At 65.7% G+C, this 16,185-nt stretch carries 15 protein-coding genes; 4 read left to right on the top strand and 11 right to left on the bottom strand.

Annotation, left to right across the window (positions count from 1 at the left end; translation table 11 throughout):
- The first annotated feature begins 198 nt into the window (after nucleotides 1-198).
- Nucleotides 199-654, top strand: a complete 456-nt coding sequence (locus tag GRI99_RS03770) for a helix-turn-helix domain-containing protein (RefSeq protein ID WP_160770625.1) — start codon at nucleotides 199-201, stop codon at nucleotides 652-654.
- 25 nt (nucleotides 655-679) lie between these two features.
- Here the strand turns inward: GRI99_RS03770 and GRI99_RS03765 are convergent, their stop codons facing one another.
- From GRI99_RS03765 to ligM, 4 genes are all read right to left on the bottom strand, one after another.
- Nucleotides 680-1,090, bottom strand: a complete 411-nt coding sequence (locus GRI99_RS03765; protein ID WP_160770624.1) for a CxxCxxCC domain-containing protein — start codon at nucleotides 1,088-1,090, stop codon at nucleotides 680-682.
- A 1-nt stretch (nucleotide 1,091) separates the two neighbouring features.
- A complete protein-coding gene (locus GRI99_RS03760) occupies nucleotides 1,092-1,772 on the bottom strand; it encodes an alpha/beta fold hydrolase (protein ID WP_160770623.1) in 681 nt (226 codons plus the stop codon).
- An 18-nt stretch (nucleotides 1,773-1,790) separates the two neighbouring features.
- Nucleotides 1,791-3,293, bottom strand: coding sequence for a carotenoid oxygenase family protein (locus tag GRI99_RS03755; protein WP_160770622.1), 1,503 nt, complete (start codon nucleotides 3,291-3,293; stop codon nucleotides 1,791-1,793).
- Nucleotides 3,294-3,400: 107 nt separating this feature from the next.
- Nucleotides 3,401-4,804: a vanillate/3-O-methylgallate O-demethylase gene (ligM, locus tag GRI99_RS03750; RefSeq protein ID WP_160770621.1), complete on the bottom strand. Its 1,404-nt coding sequence runs from the start codon at nucleotides 4,802-4,804 to the stop codon at nucleotides 3,401-3,403.
- A 151-nt stretch (nucleotides 4,805-4,955) separates the two neighbouring features.
- On the opposite strand from ligM, the gene GRI99_RS03745 reads away from it, so the two are divergent.
- On the top strand, nucleotides 4,956-5,357 hold the full coding sequence (locus GRI99_RS03745; protein ID WP_160770620.1) for a VOC family protein: 402 nt from the start codon (nucleotides 4,956-4,958) through the stop codon (nucleotides 5,355-5,357).
- A gap of 24 nt (nucleotides 5,358-5,381) precedes the next feature.
- On the opposite strand, the gene GRI99_RS03740 is transcribed toward GRI99_RS03745, so the two are convergent.
- The 7 genes from GRI99_RS03740 to GRI99_RS03710 all read right to left on the bottom strand — a co-directional run bounded on the left by GRI99_RS03740 (nucleotide 5,382) and on the right by GRI99_RS03710 (nucleotide 13,530).
- Complete coding sequence (locus GRI99_RS03740; protein WP_160770619.1) at nucleotides 5,382-6,281, bottom strand: TauD/TfdA dioxygenase family protein; 900 nt, start codon at nucleotides 6,279-6,281, stop codon at nucleotides 5,382-5,384.
- 103 nt (nucleotides 6,282-6,384) lie between these two features.
- Nucleotides 6,385-7,392 carry a zinc-dependent alcohol dehydrogenase family protein gene (locus GRI99_RS03735; RefSeq protein ID WP_160770618.1) on the bottom strand — a complete coding sequence of 336 codons (1,008 nt, stop codon included), beginning with the start codon at nucleotides 7,390-7,392 and terminating at the stop codon, nucleotides 6,385-6,387.
- A 19-nt stretch (nucleotides 7,393-7,411) separates the two neighbouring features.
- Entirely contained in the window at nucleotides 7,412-8,161 is a 750-nt protein-coding gene (locus GRI99_RS03730) for an SDR family NAD(P)-dependent oxidoreductase (RefSeq protein WP_337192852.1), read from the bottom strand.
- A gap of 23 nt (nucleotides 8,162-8,184) precedes the next feature.
- The gene (locus GRI99_RS03725; RefSeq protein WP_237438089.1) at nucleotides 8,185-8,679 is read right to left on the bottom strand and encodes a beta-lactamase hydrolase domain-containing protein; all 495 of its coding nucleotides are present in this window, start codon (nucleotides 8,677-8,679) and stop codon (nucleotides 8,185-8,187) included.
- Nucleotides 8,680-8,725: 46 nt separating this feature from the next.
- Nucleotides 8,726-9,598 (bottom strand): amidohydrolase family protein, encoded by an 873-nt coding sequence (locus GRI99_RS03720; protein WP_160770616.1) that lies wholly within the window; start codon nucleotides 9,596-9,598, stop codon nucleotides 8,726-8,728.
- Between the two features lie 151 nt (nucleotides 9,599-9,749).
- Nucleotides 9,750-11,264, bottom strand: a complete 1,515-nt coding sequence (locus GRI99_RS03715) for an aldehyde dehydrogenase family protein (protein ID WP_160770615.1) — start codon at nucleotides 11,262-11,264, stop codon at nucleotides 9,750-9,752.
- A 151-nt stretch (nucleotides 11,265-11,415) separates the two neighbouring features.
- Complete coding sequence (locus GRI99_RS03710; protein ID WP_237438088.1) at nucleotides 11,416-13,530, bottom strand: PQQ-dependent dehydrogenase, methanol/ethanol family; 2,115 nt, start codon at nucleotides 13,528-13,530, stop codon at nucleotides 11,416-11,418.
- A gap of 267 nt (nucleotides 13,531-13,797) precedes the next feature.
- On the opposite strand from GRI99_RS03710, the gene GRI99_RS03705 reads away from it, so the two are divergent.
- A complete protein-coding gene (locus GRI99_RS03705) occupies nucleotides 13,798-14,913 on the top strand; it encodes a 5-methyltetrahydropteroyltriglutamate--homocysteine S-methyltransferase (RefSeq protein ID WP_160770614.1) in 1,116 nt (371 codons plus the stop codon).
- A 105-nt stretch (nucleotides 14,914-15,018) separates the two neighbouring features.
- Complete coding sequence (locus tag GRI99_RS03700; RefSeq protein ID WP_160770613.1) at nucleotides 15,019-16,179, top strand: DUF418 domain-containing protein; 1,161 nt, start codon at nucleotides 15,019-15,021, stop codon at nucleotides 16,177-16,179.
- Nucleotides 16,180-16,185: the final 6 nt, after the last annotated feature.

Genomic DNA, 16,185 nt, shown 5'->3' with positions numbered 1-16,185 from the left:
CCAGGCCCGCGACCATTGGCCATCACGTAGTCGCGTGACACGTAACCAGTGGACTTTGCAAAGAGTCTAGAATGTCCGATTCAGTATTAACCCTGATGTGACCGTGCCTTGGCGGGGCGCTGCGCCGGTCGGCAAAGGGGTTGGATGACGGGCACGACGCGGGAAAAATGAGCCTGCGCGTGAAGCTAGGGGTCGTTAATGGGTTACGTGGATTTTCCCGAGCAGCAGTTCGAAATGTGCCCGCAATTGCGGCGGCTGGCGCAGATCGTGGAGGAAGGGTTTGCCGCGCAGCAACCGGTGCGCAAGCCCTATGCCACGCCACGGCTGCAGTACGGCGGGACTGTCCCCGCCGACCTGCTGGCGGACCTGCGCGCGCGGCGCAACGCGCTGTTTGGCGCGGACCTGTTCGGAGAGCCGGGATGGGACATGCTGCTGGAACTCTATCGCGCGCGGATGGAGAGCCGCCGCCTGTCGATCAAGAGCCTGGCCATTGCCTCGGGCGCGCCGGCGACCACTGCCGGCCGCTATATCGCCATGCTGATCGATGGCGGCCTGGCCGAACGGATGGAGGATCCGGCGGACGGGCGCCGCGCATTGATCGGGATTACCCGCAAGGGCTTTGCCAAGATGGACGAGCTGCTGATGGCAGCCTGACCCGGCGGCATTTGCCCCGCCGGGTTCACTCCGCCAGCACGGCCACTTCCTGCCGGCCAACGACCACCGCCAGCCGCATCCCCATGCGCCGCGCGGCTTGCGCCCAGTTGGCGAGGTCCGTGGCATAGGGCTCCTGCCGCCACGCATCAGCCCGCGCCGGATCGACGTGGACGGTCAGGCGCTTTTCGCTCGCCAGCGGAAATACCATCATCCCGCTGTCCGGCGGATACCAGTGCGCGCCCACGAAGGGCAGCGCCCGCCAGCCGCAGTAGAACTCGCGGCAGGCGGGCGGCCGGTCGGGATAGATTGCGCAGCCGCCCTGCTGGTGCGCGCAGGGGGTCAGCTCGGGCTTGTCCAGCGCCTCGATCCGCAGCACCTCGCAGCACATGGCGCAGGGTCCGCAATCACGACCCGCGACGAGGGGCTGGTCCCCCATCCTACTCCGCCAGGCCCAGCAGCACCTTCACCGTGGTATCGGGATCGTTCTGCATCACGAAATGGTCGGTGGCCACCTCGTGATAGTCCCAGCCGGCCGCCTTCGCCTTTTCGGCAAAGCGGGGGAAGGGGGTGGGGTTGTAGGCATTGGCGAAGATGTAGGCCTTCCTGGGGATCGCCTGCTCGTCGCCCGAAAGCTGCACCGCCTCCACCAGCGTCAGCAGGGGATGATAGCCGACCACGCCGGGCACCATCTTGAAGTCGATCGAACCGATCGGTTCCACCAGGCCGGGGCGGAACTTCTGGCTGTCGATGTACCAGGCGTGCTCATAGGCGCCGGTGATGTCGTACAGGCTCTGGCCGTTGTCGGGCAGGAAGGCGTCGATGTAGCAGATGGCATCGACCCGCTTGCCCAGCCGGCCCGCCACCCCGGTGATGACCATGCCGCCATAGGAGTGGCCCGCCAGCACGAAACGGTCGAACCCCGCTTCTTCGATCTGCTGGCATACGGCATCGATATGGTCGGTCAGCGTGATGCCGGGGTGCAGCTCGGCCTGCCGGCTCCCCAGGCCCGGCAGCGTGCAGTTGAGCACCTTGTGGCCCTCTGCCTCCAGCCGCGCGGGCACCTGGCCATAGGTGTGGTGGCCGCCCCAGGCCCCGTGGACGAGAACGTAGTTGGTCATGCGGGTCTTGATCCTCTCCTAAAGGTACTGCGGGCCGTCGTAGTCGTAATCACGGCCGAAATCGAACGGCAGGTCCGCTGACGAAACCCACCAGCCGTGGACCTGCATGTGCAGGCGGAACGGCAGCTTCACCCGTGCGATGGGGCCGGCGGCAAAGTCAACCGCGTCCACCACCACCAGTTCGCTGGCCATGGTGGCAAGGTTGTTGGCCACGCCAATCACATAGCCGTCCCCCTCCGGCGCATCGGCGCCGCGGGGCACGAACTGCGGTTCCAGCAGGGTGTGGGTGGGGCCGGCGGAGCACTTCTCGTATGTGCCGTGCAGGTGGTCGAAACGATACCAGGCGTTCCACTGCGATCCCAGCGGACCGGCGCGCGCTTCATCCCACGGCAGGGCGGTATCGGTCAGCAGGTTGAAGCTCCAGCGGAACGCTTTCGTGATGAAGCGGTCGTCCATCCGCGTGAAGCTGGTGGGGGTGACGCCGGGGAACAGGATCTCCTCGTCCCAGGCGCCGGTGGCAAGGTCGAAGGTCCAGCGGCGAACGGTGTTCTTGCGTGCTTCGTGGTCGAAGGGGGAGCCGTCCGCATTGGGGAACTGCGGGTTGAAGTTGCCGCGCGCCACCGGGGCATCGAGGATCACCTTGTTGCCCTCTGTGCGGGCATTGGTGGCGTGGATCAGCATGGCGCGGTCCGGCGGGCCCTGGAACCAGCGCACGTCCTGCGTCGTGCCATCGCGCGGCAGGATCCCCACGTATCCGGGCACGGCAGGGTCATAGGCCCAGTGATTCTCGCCCGCCAGCAGCCGGGCCTCGCTGGTGACCATGCCGGTGGTGGGCAGGATCACGTGGGTCTGGGTGATCATGAAGTCATGCATCATGCTGACCACCGGGCATTTCAGCCAGACCGAGCGGGTCAGCGTGCCGTCGGGGGTGAAGAAGTGGACCGCCAGGTCATCGCTCAGGTCGCCCTTCGCTTCATAGGAAAAGGCGATCATCTCGCCCGTCGTCGGGTCGATCTTGGGGTGGGCGGTGAAGCTGGTGGCGCCCAGCCGGCCGCCGAAATCGTGCTCCTCGATGGTCCGCAGCGTGTGCGGGTCCAGCAGCATCGGCGGGCTGGATTCCTTCATCGCGAACAGCTTGCCGGCATGGACGATGGGCGTGGTGTTGGCCGTGTTCATCGAGAGGTCGGTGGCCAGCGGATCATTCGTGTATTTGTTGCGATAGGCCCCGAACAGTGCCCGCCGCTCGCGCCGTTCCGCCACATAGCGGGGCGTACGGACATAGCGGCTGCGGAAGTCCACGTGGCCATCGCGGAAGCGGAACATGTCGATCGCGCCATCGGCGTTATAGGGTATGTCGTTCGCCACGCGCGGGGGATAGCGCCGGTCCACGCAGCTACGATAGAACGTGCCGTCCAGCGCGGCGGGCAGCGTGCCTTCCACCTGGCAATCGTGCAGGTCCGCCTCGAACCGCAACGGGGCGTAGAAGCCCCGGGCGGACGGATCACCGCTGAAATCGACCATTGGGTTCTCCCTCTTCGCCGCGCAGCCTAGCGCATTGCGCGCAAAGAAAAAGGGCGGCGCCTTGCGGCACCGCCCCTCTTTTCCCGTCCAGAGAAACCCTGGAACGCTTAGCCCTGACGGCTGGAGCGCCAGCCGGCGGCGTAGGTGTCGCCCGCCATGGCCGAGTACGGCACCGGCGAAACGCGCACGCGCACGTTGAGCTGCTTGTGCGGCTCCACGGTGGTCTTGCGGGTGCCGCCGTTTTCCTCGCCCCACACAACGTGCAGGTCGGTGCCCAGCGGGATTTCGTGGTCGACAGTGGCGAGGCTCAGGCCCTTCTTCTCGTTGTACGAGTAGCCGGTGAACAGCGACAGGCCCACGGTGCGACCGTTCGCGTCGATCACCTTGTCGTAGTTGCTGTTGCCATAGTTCGCCAGCGGCAGGTCGAAGAACTTATACTGTTCACCTTCCGGATCGAACAGCGAGCCAACGATCTTCTTCATGTCGTCGGCGTGCCATTCCAGCGTCACCTTCTTACGCTGCACGGCCGGATCGATCTTCTCCAGCGCTTCGCGGCCGATGAAGTCGTGGTCGAACTTCACGAACGGGCCATAGCCCAGTTCCCATGGGTTGAGGTAGTAGTCCTCGATGCTGTCGCCCACGAACGAGCCGCCGATCGCGCCGGTGGCTTCGTAGCTGTCGGCACCCAGCCATTCGCGGTAATCCTTCAGCTCGTCACCGGTGTAGATGGCGGGCAGCGGGCTGGGGATCCAGCCGGATTCCAGGGTGTTCGACGGATAGGCGCGCGAGCCCACGGCGATCAGGCCGAATTCTTCGCCAGCCTTCAGGATCTCGTCGCGGATGTAGTCCTGCTCTTCGTACGGACCCCAGATTTCGAGGCCCGGCGAGCCGGCCATGCCGTGGCGCAGGGTGCGCACGGTCTTGTTGCCGATCTTCATCTCGCTCATGTTGAAGAACTTGAGCTTGTCGAGCGGCTGGCCGTTCAGCTTCTCGATCACGTCCCAGGCGCGCGGGCCCTGGATCTGGAAGCGCCAGGAGATGCGGTGCACCGGCTTGCCCATCGGACGCGAAGGCGAACGCGGATCGTTGATGATCTCGACGTTGTACTTGCCCTTCTCGGCCTGGAAACGCAGCCAGTTGGCGGCGGGCGCACGGCCCACGTAGACGAACTCTTCTTCTTCCAGCCAGAAGATGATGCCGTCACCGATCACGTGGCCATAGGGGGTGGTCGGCACGTACTGCTTGGCCTTGTTCTTCTCCCAGCCCTTGGGGGAGTTGATCATGGTGTCGGTCAGCAGCTTCAGCGCGTCCGGGCCCTTGATGTACAGGTCGAACATGTGGTGCGACTGGTCGAACAGCACGGCGCTGTGCTGCCAGGCCCACTGCTCCGAACGCCAGTTCGAGAATTCCGGGGCCACGACCGGGTACACATAGGCACCGATCTGCGAATTGCGGAGCTTGTCGACGATGTTGTCGGTGCCCGCGAGGATCTGTTCCAGATTTTGAGCCATTTTTCCTCACCTCTCCATGTTTGTGAAGGAATCACATACGCGAAATTGTATGCGTCACATACAATGTTGCGCTAAGGGTGCAAGCGATAAGGCGCTTTGCGCCACCACAAATCGGCCAAAATCGACACCGCAAATCGGCAGGGAGAGAGCCATGAAAGTCGAAGCCCTCGATCACGTGAATATCATCACCGGCGACCTGGATGGCAGCGCCCGGTTTTACGAGGAACTGCTGGGACTGGAGCGGCGCGACGGCCCCCCGCCGCTGACCCCTGAGACGGCGCAGTGGATGTATGACGATGCAGGCCGCGCGATCATCCACATCAACTCGCTCGACTGCGTGCGGACCTACGACCGCGAGATTACTCCGGGCGACCTGACCGGCGCGCTGCACCACATTGCGCTGCGACTGAGCGGCTACGAAGAAACGCTGGAGCGGCTGAAAGCGCGCGGAGCCGATTTCCAGGAGAACTTCGTGGCCGCCATCGGCCTGCGGCAAATCTTCACCGCCGATCCCAACAACGTGCTGCTGGAGCTGAACTTCTTCGGGGAGTGATTGATCCCCCTCCTGAACCAGCCTTTATCTCGGCACCCCGCCCGCAATCGTGGTGCGGTACATCTCGCGCCGGAAGCCGTCGTAGTCGTTCGGGCCCAGGTGCATCGTCGCGGCATTGTCCCACATGCACACCATGCCCGGCTGCCAGCGCAGGCGGCAAGTGAAGGCGTGCTGGATCGTGTGCTGCACCAGGAAATCGATCAGCGGCTTCGCCTCATGCGTAGTCATGCCGTCGATCCCGGCGGCATAGGTGTCGCAGATGTAGAGAGATGGCTCGCCCGTGTGCGGGTGGGTGCGGACCAGCGGGTGAATGGAGCCCTTCAGTCCCTGCGCCTGCTTTTCCGCGTCACCAAAGCCGATCGGCTCACCGCGCAGGAAGGCCTGCGTGGCAAAGTTGTTGCGCGCGCTCATCCACACCTTCAGCGGGCGCAGCATGTCCTGGTAGGTCTTGCTGAGCATCTTGAAGGCAAGGGCGCAGTTGGTCCAGGTGGTGTCACCGCCCCAGGGCGGGCCTTCCACCTGGCGCAGGAAGGTGATGGAGGGCGGCTCTTCCAGGAAGGGGCTGTCGGTGTGCCAGCCGCCGCCGAACAGGCTGGGGGTCACCTCGTCGGCTTCCTTGATGATCGGGTGCACGTCGCGCTCCTCGGGCACGCCTTGCGTGTAGGCGTCCACCGCGAAGGGCCCAAGGCGGCGCGAGAAGGCGGCGTGTTCGGCGTGGCTGAGGTGCTGGTCCGCCAGGTAGAGCATCTTGTGCTTCCACAGCGCGCGCTTCAGGTCTTCCACGCCCTCATCGGACAAGTCCGGCAGGCGCACGCCGCGCACTTCCGCGCCCATCGCGGCGGCCAACGGCACGCAGGTAAAGTGGGCCGATTCGAACGGTCGGTTATCGAAATCGCCGCAGGGGGCGACGCGGACCTGCCACATAGTGTTGACTCCTCAACCAAAAGCATGCGCTCTCGCCGGCGCATTTGCAAGACCGGTGCGCCATGCCACGCGCGGGCACGGCGCACCATGATCGGCGTCAAGTTCAGTCGCGCACGATCACCGTCTTGCCGAAGCTGTCCGGCCCCCAGGCATGGGCATAGGCGGCGGGCGCTTCATCAAAGCCGAAGGTGGCCCCGATCGGCGGCTTGATCTGGTGCGCGTCGACGAACTTGTTGAGCTTCTTCGCCATGGCCACGCTGCCAACGAAGATGCCGCGAATGCTGCCGCCCATCATCATCAACTGGCGCGGGTGGGGCGGATCGCCATCAGCCAGCACGCCGATCAGGGCAATTTCGCCTTCCGATGCCAGCGCGTTCATGCTCTGCTGCAGCGTGCCCACGCCGCCAACCTCGACCACCTTGTGCGCCCCACCGAACTCGCGGGCGACATGCGCGCCCCAATCGGGCACGGCCTTGTAATTCACGCCGTGCGCGGCCCCCATGGCCAGCACGCGGGCCAGCTTCTCGTCGGACGAGCTGGTGGCGATCACCTCGGCCCCGGCGGCTTTCGCCAGTTGCAGCGCGATCAGTGACACGCCGCCGCTGCCCAGCACCAGCACGCGGGAGCCCTTGCCAATCGGGCGGCCGCCTTCGAACAGCGCGTTCCACGCGGTGACGCCGGCGCAGGGCATGCAGGCGGCTTCGGCCCAGCTCAGGCTGTCCGCTACTTTCACCACCCCTTGCGCGGGCAACACCACCTGCTCGGCCAGCATACCGGGGGCCTTGCCGTCACCCAGCGCGCGGCCCATCACCTGTGGCCCGTCTGCCCAGTCGAGGAAGAAGCTGCCCTGCACGCGGTCGCCGGGGGCGAAGTCGGTCACCCCTTCGCCTACGGCCAGCACCTCGCCCGCCCCGTCGCTCAGCGGCACGGCCGGCTCGGTCAGCGCGCCGCCGAAATACTTGCCGGCAGCGACGGCAAAGTCGCGGTAGTTGATCGACCAGGCGCGCGGCGCGATCAGCACCTCGCCCGGGCCGGGCGTCAGGTCGGGCAGGGTGTCCTGGTAGAGTTTGTCGAAGCCGGTCGACCCGGCGGGCAGTTGCCATGCGCGCATTGTAGTTTTCTCCTTAAATTCAGCCGACCTCGATGCTTTCCAGCACGCCGCCATCGACCGCCCAATCCTGCCCGGTGACGTGGCTGGCCGCGTCGGACAGGAGGAAACAGGCAACCTCGGCCAGTTCCTCCGGCTCGCCCATGCGGCGCTGGGGCACGCGGGCGGCTATCATGCCTTTCTGGTGGTCGGGAATACGGTCAAGGGCCTCTGTCCGGATGAAGCCGGGGATGATGCAATTGGCGCGGATGCCGTGCGGGGCCATTTCCACCGCGATAGCGCGGGTCAGGCCCAGCACGCCATGCTTTGAGGACACATAGGCCGGGTTCATCGCCATGCCGCGCTTCGAGCCCATGCTGCCGGTGACGAGGATCGCGCCCTTCTTTGCCTCGATCATCGCGGGCAGCACCTTCTGCGCGGCCCAGAATACGGATGTGAGATTGACCTTGATGGTCTCGGCAAAGACCTCCGGATCGAAGGCCGTGAAGGGGGTGAAGCCGCCCGTCAGGCCGGCATTGGCGAACAGCGCCTCGATGGGCCCGAAATGCGCGGCGGCGGCATCCAGCGCGGCTTCCAGGCTGGCCTTGTCGCCCACGTCCGCCGGAAAGCCCGCCGCGTTGGCGCCCAGTTCGGCCACCACCTCGTCCAGCAGTTCCTTGCGCCGCGCCAGCAGGCTGACGCGTGCGCCGCGTGCCACCAGCATCCGCGCGGTCACCAGGCCGATACCCGAAGATGCGCCGGTGACGCAGATGTGCTTGCCGTTGAAATCCACTGTCAGTCTCTCCCCAGACTCTCTTATCCGAGCGCGATTGCCGCCCATTTATCCGCGTGCGGGTAATCCGATGATTCGGGGTCCCAGACAAGCTGCATCTGCGCCCGCGCCGCATCATCGGCCATGCCGCGCTCGCGGTGCCAACGGCACAGGAAGGCAGACACGCGCCAGTTCATGATGCAGTGAACGTGGACGGGCGTTTCGGCAGCTTCCAGCGCGGTGGCGAAAGCGCGGTAATGCTCCAGCGTCGGCGCATCGAAGGGCACCGGGATGTGGGTATAGCCAAGGCGCGCAGCCGCTATTTCAGCCGCCGCATCGGGCAGGGCCTCGGGATGGTCCGGCATGGCCAGGTTGATCACGTGCGCCACGCCCATTGCCGCCAGCCGCGCCGGATCGCCCGGTTGCAGGCGGCCCGATGTGGTCAGGGTGGGCGAGAGGCGCAGGAAGGCGCGGATGTCGGCGGGGTCGGTCATCGTGCCGCCGCCGTTCACATCGAGCGAAGTCGAGATGCCGCGCATTGGGTCTCGACTGCGCTCGACCCGAACGGACCTTGAGCCATTGGCCTCAAACCAGCCCCAGCACCTTGGCTGCGTTGTCCTTCATGATGCCGGGCATCACTTCTTCCTTGAAGCCCACTTCCTGCGCCACCTTGATCCACTTGTCCGGGTGGATTAGCGGAAAATCGCTGCCGAACAGCATCTTGTGCTTCAACTGGGTGTTTGCGTACTGGATCACCTGCTTGGGGAAGTACTTCGGGCTCCAGCCGGACAGGTCGATGAACACGTTGGTCTTGTGCAGCGCCATGCTCAGGCTCTCGTCCACCCACGGCCAGCTCGGGTGGGCCAGGATGATCTTCATGTCGGGGAAGTCCACCGCCACGTCGTCCACCAGCATCGGCTGTCCATACTTCAGGCGCATGCCGCCGCCGCCGCGCATGCCGGTGCCCATGCCGGAATGGCCGGTGTGGAAGATGGCGGGCAGCTTGTACTCGTTGATCACCTCGTAGATGGGATAGCCCATCGGGTCCGCCGGATGGCAGTTCTGGGCGATGCCGTGGAACTTGAAGCCCTTCACGCCGTGGTTCTCGATCAGGTCCAGCGCCTCGCGCGCGCCATACTTGCCCTTGTGCGGATCGATGGAGGCAAACGGGATGCAGATATCGTCGTTCTTGTTGGCCAGTTCGGCCACCTCGTAGTTCGATACGCGCTTGGCGCCCATGCCGCTTTCGCAGTCCACGGTGAACATGCAGAAGGCGATCTGGCTCTCGCGGTACAGCTCGATGATCTCGGGCATCTTGGGCCGCTCGCGCGGGGCCTTGAAATAGTGGCTCGCCGCATCGAAGAACTTGCCCATCACCGGGTCTTCGGGATCGTGGCAGCTGACTTCCGCGTGTACGTGAACGTCGATGGCGCGGATCTTGGAGAGGTCGATGGGCATGGTGGTCCTCGGTTGTAATCGTCACCCCAGCGAAAGCTGGGGTCGCTGTCGGCAAGGCAGGAGTCTGCTGGCCAGCGATCCCAGCTTTCGCTGGGATGACGGTTGAGCGGAACGGGACGGGGGCGGCCTAAACCGCCCCCGCACCAATCAATTACAGCTTCATCAGCACCGACTTGGTCTCAAGGTAAGCCTCAAGACCCAGGCGGCCCTGTTCATGGCCCAGGCCGCTTTCCTTGTAGCCGCCGAAGGGCAGCGCCGGGTCGATCATCGCGTGGCAGTTGACCCACACGGTGCCGGCCTTGAGCTGGCTGGCGATGCGCACGGCGGCGCTGGCGTCCTTGGTCCACACGCCGGCGGCCAGGCCATAAGGCGTGTCGTTGGCTTCCTTGACCACGTCGTTCAGGTCCTCGAACCGCTGGGCGACGACGACGGGGCCGAAGATCTCCTCGCGCACCACGCTCATCTGCGGGTTCACGTCGGTCAGGATGGTCGGGTTGATGTAGTAGCCGCCATCGGCCGAGGGGGCATCGCCGCCCATCAGCACGCTCGCGCCATCGCGCTTGCCCGCTTCGATGTAGCCCAGCACGCGATCATGCTGTTCCTTGCTGACCACCGGGCCCATGTGGGCGGCGGGATCAAGGCTGGGGCGCGGGGCCCAGAAGTCGGCCGTGGCGGCCATGCCTTCCACCACCTTGTCGAACACGCTCTTGTGCGCATAGAGGCGCGAACCGGCCACGCAGACCTGGCCCGAGTTGAAGAAGATCGCACCCGCCACGCCCGGCGCGGTTTCGGCCACGTCAACGTCCGGCATCACCACCACGGGGCTCTTGCCGCCCAGTTCCAGCGTCACCTTCTTCAGGTGTTCGGTGGCGTTGCGGTTGATCAGCTTGCCGATCTCGGTGGAACCGGTGAAGGCCACCTTGTCCACATCGGGGTGCTTGACCATGCGGTCACCCGCGGTGTGGCCATAGCCGGTGATGATGTTGACCACGCCTGCGGGCACGCCGGCTTCATGGATCAGGTCGGCCAGGCGCAGCGCGGTGAGGCTGGTCTGCTCGGCAGGCTTCAGCACCGTGGTGCAGCCGGCGGCCAGGGCCGGGGCAATCTTGAGGCAGGCCATCAGCAGCGGGAAGTTCCACGGCACGATCTGCGCGCAGACGCCCACCGGCTCCTTCAGCGTATAGGCGAACATCATGTTGCCGGGCATCGAGTACGGCGGCAGGGTATCGCCGTTGATCTTGCCGGCCCAGCCCGCCATGTAGCGGAAGTGGTTGGCGGCACCGGGCACGTCCACCACGCTGGCCATGCCCTTGGGCTTGCCCACGTCGATCGCTTCCAGCTCGGCCAGCTCGTCGGCATGGGCCTCGATCAGGTCGGCGATCTTGTGCAGGGTCTTTTCGCGCACCACCGGCGGCAGGTTGCGCCAGCGGCCATCGTCAAACGCTACGCGGGCAGCGGCCACGGCACGGTCAACGTCCTTGTCGGTGGCTTCCACAAAGCTGGAGATCACCTTGCCGTTGGAAGGGTCTTCCACGTCGATGGTGGTGCCGCCGCTGGAATCGACCCACTCGCCGTTGATGTAGAGCTGCGGCTTGCGGGCCAGCGCCTTCTTCACGGCATCCGAATATTCGCGCTGGGTACGGTCAATCGTGGTCATCTCGTTCATGGGTAAATCCTCTCTCCCAAGGGCATGGCAGGCAGGCCGAATCCGAATCCGGCCTGCAGATGGCGAAATGCTAACAGACGCAATCCATAGTGCCTATGCCCGCGCGATCAAGCTAACGATCGTTAGAATGACCGCGGGGGCGCTGGCAGGATCAGGGCTGGTTGCCAATGCCACCCAGTTCCTTGTCCTGGTTGGCGCGGAAGATGACATACTGGCGCAGGCCCTCGATCCGCTCGGCACTTAGCGACTGCGAAAAGCCGACCATGCCATTGGCTGCCAGCGCGCCATCGTGGACGATGGTCTGCCAGGTCTGGGCATTGTCCAGCACGGCGCTGCGCCGCAGGTCCGGCAGCACGGTGGAGCCGATCGCCGCATCGCCGTGGCAGGCCCCGCAATAGCGGCCGAAGTCATAGGTGGCGCGGGTAAGCTGCGCAGCGTTTCCGGTGTAGGCCGGCGGATCGATCGGCCGGCGAGCCAGCGGCGGGGCCGGGGGCAGTTGCGCCGTGCCGCCCAGCTTGAACACCAGCAGGCGGCTGATGTTGGGCACCGGGCCGCTCGTCTCGTTGAGCACGCCGCCCGGTGCCAGCGCCCAGATGCCGCCCCAGCCGGCCATGACGGCCACATATTGCTCGCCATCGATGGTATAGGTGACCGACGGGGCCACCACGCCGGTCTGCGCCGGGAACGACCACAGCTCGCGCCCGTCAGCCGCGCTATAGGCCTTGAACATGCCCGCGGCCGTGCCCTGGAACACCAGGCCGCCGCCGGTGGCCAGCAGGCCGCCGTTCCACGGGCCGGGGTATTGCACGCGCCAGCGCTCGGTCTGGGTCACCGGGTCCCAGGCGACCAGCGCCCCCCTGGTGCCCGCCGCCGCGCCGCGCCGCACGGCCTCGTCTGCCGGCATGGCCCCGGCGGACTGGTCGATGCCCACGTTGAAGCCGCGGTTGCGATCGGGCTGCCAGTTGGCTTCGGGGAAATAAGGGAAACCGGCCTCGATCACCGGGATGTAGACCAGCCCTTCATCCGGGTGGAAAGCCATCGGGTGCCAGTTGTGCGCCCCGCCCGCGCCGGGCACCGACACAAACGGACGGCCCGTCTTGTCAAACCGCGCCTCCGGGTTCTCGATCGGGCGGCCGGTGGCCATGTCGATCCCCGTGGCCCAGTTGACCTGGGTATAGTTGTTGGCGCTGATCAGTTCGCCGGTGGCCCGGTCGATCACGTAGAAGAACCCGTTCTTGGGGGCCTGCATCAGCACCTTGCGCTGCTGCCCGTCGATCGTCAGGTCGGCCAGCATGATGTGCTGGGTGGCGGTGAAATCCCAGGTCTCGCCCGGCGTGGACTGGTAGTGCCACACGTATTCGCCGGTTTCCGGGCGCAGCGCGACGATGCTGGACAGGTACAGGTTGTCGCCGCCGCCGGGGCTGCGATAGGCCTGGTTCCACGGGCTGCCGTTGCCCACGCCGATGTACAGCAGGTCAAGCTCGGCGTCATAGGCCATCGCATCCCACACGGTGCCGCCGCCGCCCAGGTCCCAGAACTCGCCGTTCCAGGTTTCGCGCGCGCGGGCGAGGTATTCCGGCTCGTCCGCCGCTTCGTCCGGTGCGCCGGGCACGGTGTAGAAGCGCCACAGCATGTCGCCGCTATCGGCGTCATAGGCCGAGACATAGCCGCGCACGCCGTATTCCGCGCCACCGTTGCCGATCAGCACACGGCCATCGATCACGCGCGGGGCGCCGGTAATGGTGTAGGCCTTTGACTGGTCCACGGTCACTTCCGACCACACCTGCGCTCCGGTCTCGCGGTCGAGCGCGATCAGGCGGCCGTCCAGCGTGCCCAGGAACAGCTTGTCGCCCCAGGCGGCAAGGCCGCGGTTGACCACGTCGCAGCAGGCTTTCACCGCCGTCTCGCCGGGCACCTGCGGGTCAAACTCCCACAGCAGCGCGCCGGTCTTGCCGTCATAGGCCTTCACCTTGGACCATGCGGTGGTGACGTAGATCTTGCCGTCAATCACCAGCGGCGTGGCTTCCTGCCCGCGCCGGGTGTCGAGATCGGCGTACCAGGCCAGCCCCAGGTCACCCACCGTCTCGGCATTGATCTGGTCCAGCGGGCTGAAGCGCTGTTCGGCATAGTCGCGGCCATAGGTGATCCAGTTGGCCGTATCCTCGCCCGCGCCCAGTAGCGCCTCGGCATCGATCCCGTCACCGTTATTGCAGCCCGCCAGCAGCAGCGCCGCACATGCCGCCAGCATGCCGTTTCGCAATGTCATCGCCTTGCTCTCCCCAAAGGCCCGGCCCGTAACAGACCGGCTCTCCGCCTCTTTTGTAGGCGATGCATACAAAGGGGCCTTGCGCGCGATCAAGCGGTCTTTTCGGGCAGGGGGATGATCCGTGTTCGCACTTGCACAAAAAGCAGGGCTTGCGCGCCGGCGGTTTCTTCGCATATGTGGACACGTCCAGTCGAGCGCGAGCCCGCGTTATGACCCTGGTCTTTCAACGCTTTGGCCAAACCATTGCTTAGACAGGACAATTCCAGAATGAATTGCAAATTGCCGTCACGCGCCGATCACGTCGGCTCGTTCCTTCGCCCGCGCGAAGTGCTGGAAGCACGCCAGCACAAGACCGCCGAGAACATTTCGCACGAAGAACTGCGCAAGGTGGAAGATGCCGCCATCGCCGAGCTGGTTTCCTGGCAACAGGGCCTGGGCCTGAAGGCGATCACCGACGGCGAGTTCCGCCGGTTCTTCTTCCACACCGATTTCCTGCTGCAACTGGCCGGCGTGGAGGAGCGCGGGGGCCTGGCCAAGGCGTTCAAGAACGATGCCGGCAAGGACGTCTCGTTCGCCCCGCCGGTGATGGTCGTCACCGGCAAGATCGCTCACCAGCGGCCGATCCAGCTGGCCGATTACCAGTACCTGGCCAGCCAGGTGGGCGAAGGCTTCACCCCCAAGGTGACCATTCCCAGCCCCTCCATGCTGCACTTCCGCGCCGGGCGCAGCGGCATCCCCGAGGACATCTATCCCACGATGGACGAGTTCTATGCCGATGTGGCCGCCGCCTATCGTGCCGAGGTCGATTCGCTGGCCGCTGCCGGCTGCCGCTATATCCAGATGGACGATACCAACCTCGCCTACCTGTGCGATGACGAGCAGCGCGCCCATGCCGCCGCGCGCGGGATGGACCCTGATGCCACCACGCGCCAGTATGCCAGGCTGATCAACGACAGCTTCGCCAGTGCGCCGGCCGACATGATCAAGGCGATCCACCTGTGCCGCGGCAACTTCCGCAGCAGCTGGGCGGCCGAGGGCGGCTATGAGCCGGTGGCCGAGATCATGTTCAACGAGCTGGATATCGACGCCTTCTTCCTGGAATACGACGATCCCCGCAGTGGCGACTTTGCTCCCTTGCGGTTCCTGCCCAAGGGCAAGACCGTGGTGCTGGGCCTGGTCACCACCAAGCTGGGCGAACTGGAAACCAAGGATGACGTGAAGCGCCGGATCGAGGAAGCGGCGAAGTTCACCGACATCGACCAGCTGGCGCTGAGCCCGCAGTGCGGCTTTGCCAGCACCGTCCACGGGAATGACATCACCACCGAACAGCAGGCGGCCAAGATCCGGCTGTGTGTCGAGGTGGCCGAGGAGGTCTGGGGTTAAACCCCACTCCCGCTGAAAACGGGGAGGGCGGCACCCGGCGGGGTTGCCGCCCTTTCTTTTGTGCCGCGCTGATGATAGCGCTACCTTCGAGAGAGGGGAGCGCCGATGGACAAGCGCGTTGCGATGGTGGATGCCCTGCGCGGCTGGGCGCTGATGGGGCTGTTCCTGGTCCACTGCGTGGAACGGTTCGAACTGTTCTGGTTCGTCCCTGTCTATGACCGGTGGTACACGCTGACCTTCGGCCTGTGGGGCGGCAAGGCCTTTGCCGTGTTTGCCCTGCTGTTCGGTTTCTCCTTCGCCACCATCATGGCCAACGAGCGGGCGCGGGGGGGCGACTTTACCTGGCGCTTCGTGCGCCGGCTGGTGCTGCTGTTCGTCCTGTTCGGCCTCATTCACGTGGTGTTCTATCGCGGCGAGGTGCTGACTGTGCTGGCGGTGATGGGCCTGCTGCTGATCCCGTTCGACCGGGTGAAGAGCGACAGGGTGTTGCTGGCCGTGGCGCTGCTTGCCTTTGCCCAACTGCCGTTGTGGTGGCGCTGGTGGGCCGCCGGACAGGGCGCGGACTGGGCCGTGGCCCCGCCGCTCTATGCCAGTTGGGGCAGTCTGCCCACGCTGGCCGGCGGCAGCTTCTGGCAGGTGGCGGCGGACAACCTGTGGCCGGGCAATGTGGGCAAGTGGTCCTACTATGTCGAGACGGGCCGCGTGACCGAGATCGTGGGCCTGTTCCTGCTTGGCATGGTGCTGCAACGCCGCCACCTGCTGGCCGAGGCCGACCAGCACCGCAAGCTGTGGCTGGGCGTGGCCGTGGTCAGCGGCGCGCTGTGGGCGCTGGCTGCGTTGTGGCTGCCCGGCCAGCTTCCCGCGGCAAGCGAGGCGCAGCGGCAGACGACCGACTGGCTGCTGGCCCACGCTGCCAACCTGCCCGCCACTGCCTTCCACGTCAGCGCCTTCGTATCGCTATGGCATATGGGCCTGCGCCCGCTGCTGGCCTGGCTGGCCGCGCCCGGGCGGATGACGCTGACGCTCTATTGCGGGCAATCCTTCCTCTTCGCCCCGCTGTTCTATGGCTATGGGCTGGGCCTGTGGGATGACATGAGCAACGGCGCGGCGCTGGCTTGGGGCGTGCTGGCCTGGGGGGCGCAGGCGCTGTTGGCTGCCTGGTGGTTCACCCGCCATCGCTATGGCCCGCTGGAATGGCTGTGGCGCGCGGGCACGCTGGGCACGGCCAGTGTGCCGATGCGGCTGGTGCCAGACCCGACGCGGTGATAGCGC

The organism is Alteraurantiacibacter buctensis (assembly GCF_009827655.1).
GTDB classification, from domain to species: Bacteria; Pseudomonadota; Alphaproteobacteria; order Sphingomonadales; family Sphingomonadaceae; genus Alteraurantiacibacter; species Alteraurantiacibacter buctensis.
Note: the sequence above shows the minus strand (reverse complement) of the source record. Positions and strands in the feature narration are given on the sequence as shown.

What these genes read in the sequence shown, in the direction of transcription:
- GRI99_RS03770 (WP_160770625.1), top strand. Translation starts at nt 199, where the DNA reads ATGGGTTACGTGGATTTTCCCGAGCAGCAGTTCGAAATGTGCCCGCAA.
- GRI99_RS03765 (WP_160770624.1), bottom strand. Translation starts at nt 1,090, where the DNA reads ATGGGGGACCAGCCCCTCGTCGCGGGTCGTGATTGCGGACCCTGCGCC.
- GRI99_RS03760 (WP_160770623.1), bottom strand. Translation starts at nt 1,772, where the DNA reads ATGACCAACTACGTTCTCGTCCACGGGGCCTGGGGCGGCCACCACACC.
- GRI99_RS03755 (WP_160770622.1), bottom strand. Translation starts at nt 3,293, where the DNA reads ATGGTCGATTTCAGCGGTGATCCGTCCGCCCGGGGCTTCTACGCCCCG.
- ligM (WP_160770621.1), bottom strand. Translation starts at nt 4,804, where the DNA reads ATGGCTCAAAATCTGGAACAGATCCTCGCGGGCACCGACAACATCGTC.
- GRI99_RS03745 (WP_160770620.1), top strand. Translation starts at nt 4,956, where the DNA reads ATGAAAGTCGAAGCCCTCGATCACGTGAATATCATCACCGGCGACCTG.
- GRI99_RS03740 (WP_160770619.1), bottom strand. Translation starts at nt 6,281, where the DNA reads ATGTGGCAGGTCCGCGTCGCCCCCTGCGGCGATTTCGATAACCGACCG.
- GRI99_RS03735 (WP_160770618.1), bottom strand. Translation starts at nt 7,392, where the DNA reads ATGCGCGCATGGCAACTGCCCGCCGGGTCGACCGGCTTCGACAAACTC.
- GRI99_RS03725 (WP_237438089.1), bottom strand. Translation starts at nt 8,679, where the DNA reads ATGCGCGGCATCTCGACTTCGCTCGATGTGAACGGCGGCGGCACGATG.
- GRI99_RS03720 (WP_160770616.1), bottom strand. Translation starts at nt 9,598, where the DNA reads ATGCCCATCGACCTCTCCAAGATCCGCGCCATCGACGTTCACGTACAC.
- GRI99_RS03715 (WP_160770615.1), bottom strand. Translation starts at nt 11,264, where the DNA reads ATGAACGAGATGACCACGATTGACCGTACCCAGCGCGAATATTCGGAT.
- GRI99_RS03710 (WP_237438088.1), bottom strand. Translation starts at nt 13,530, where the DNA reads ATGACATTGCGAAACGGCATGCTGGCGGCATGTGCGGCGCTGCTGCTG.
- GRI99_RS03705 (WP_160770614.1), top strand. Translation starts at nt 13,798, where the DNA reads ATGAATTGCAAATTGCCGTCACGCGCCGATCACGTCGGCTCGTTCCTT.
- GRI99_RS03700 (WP_160770613.1), top strand. Translation starts at nt 15,019, where the DNA reads ATGGACAAGCGCGTTGCGATGGTGGATGCCCTGCGCGGCTGGGCGCTG.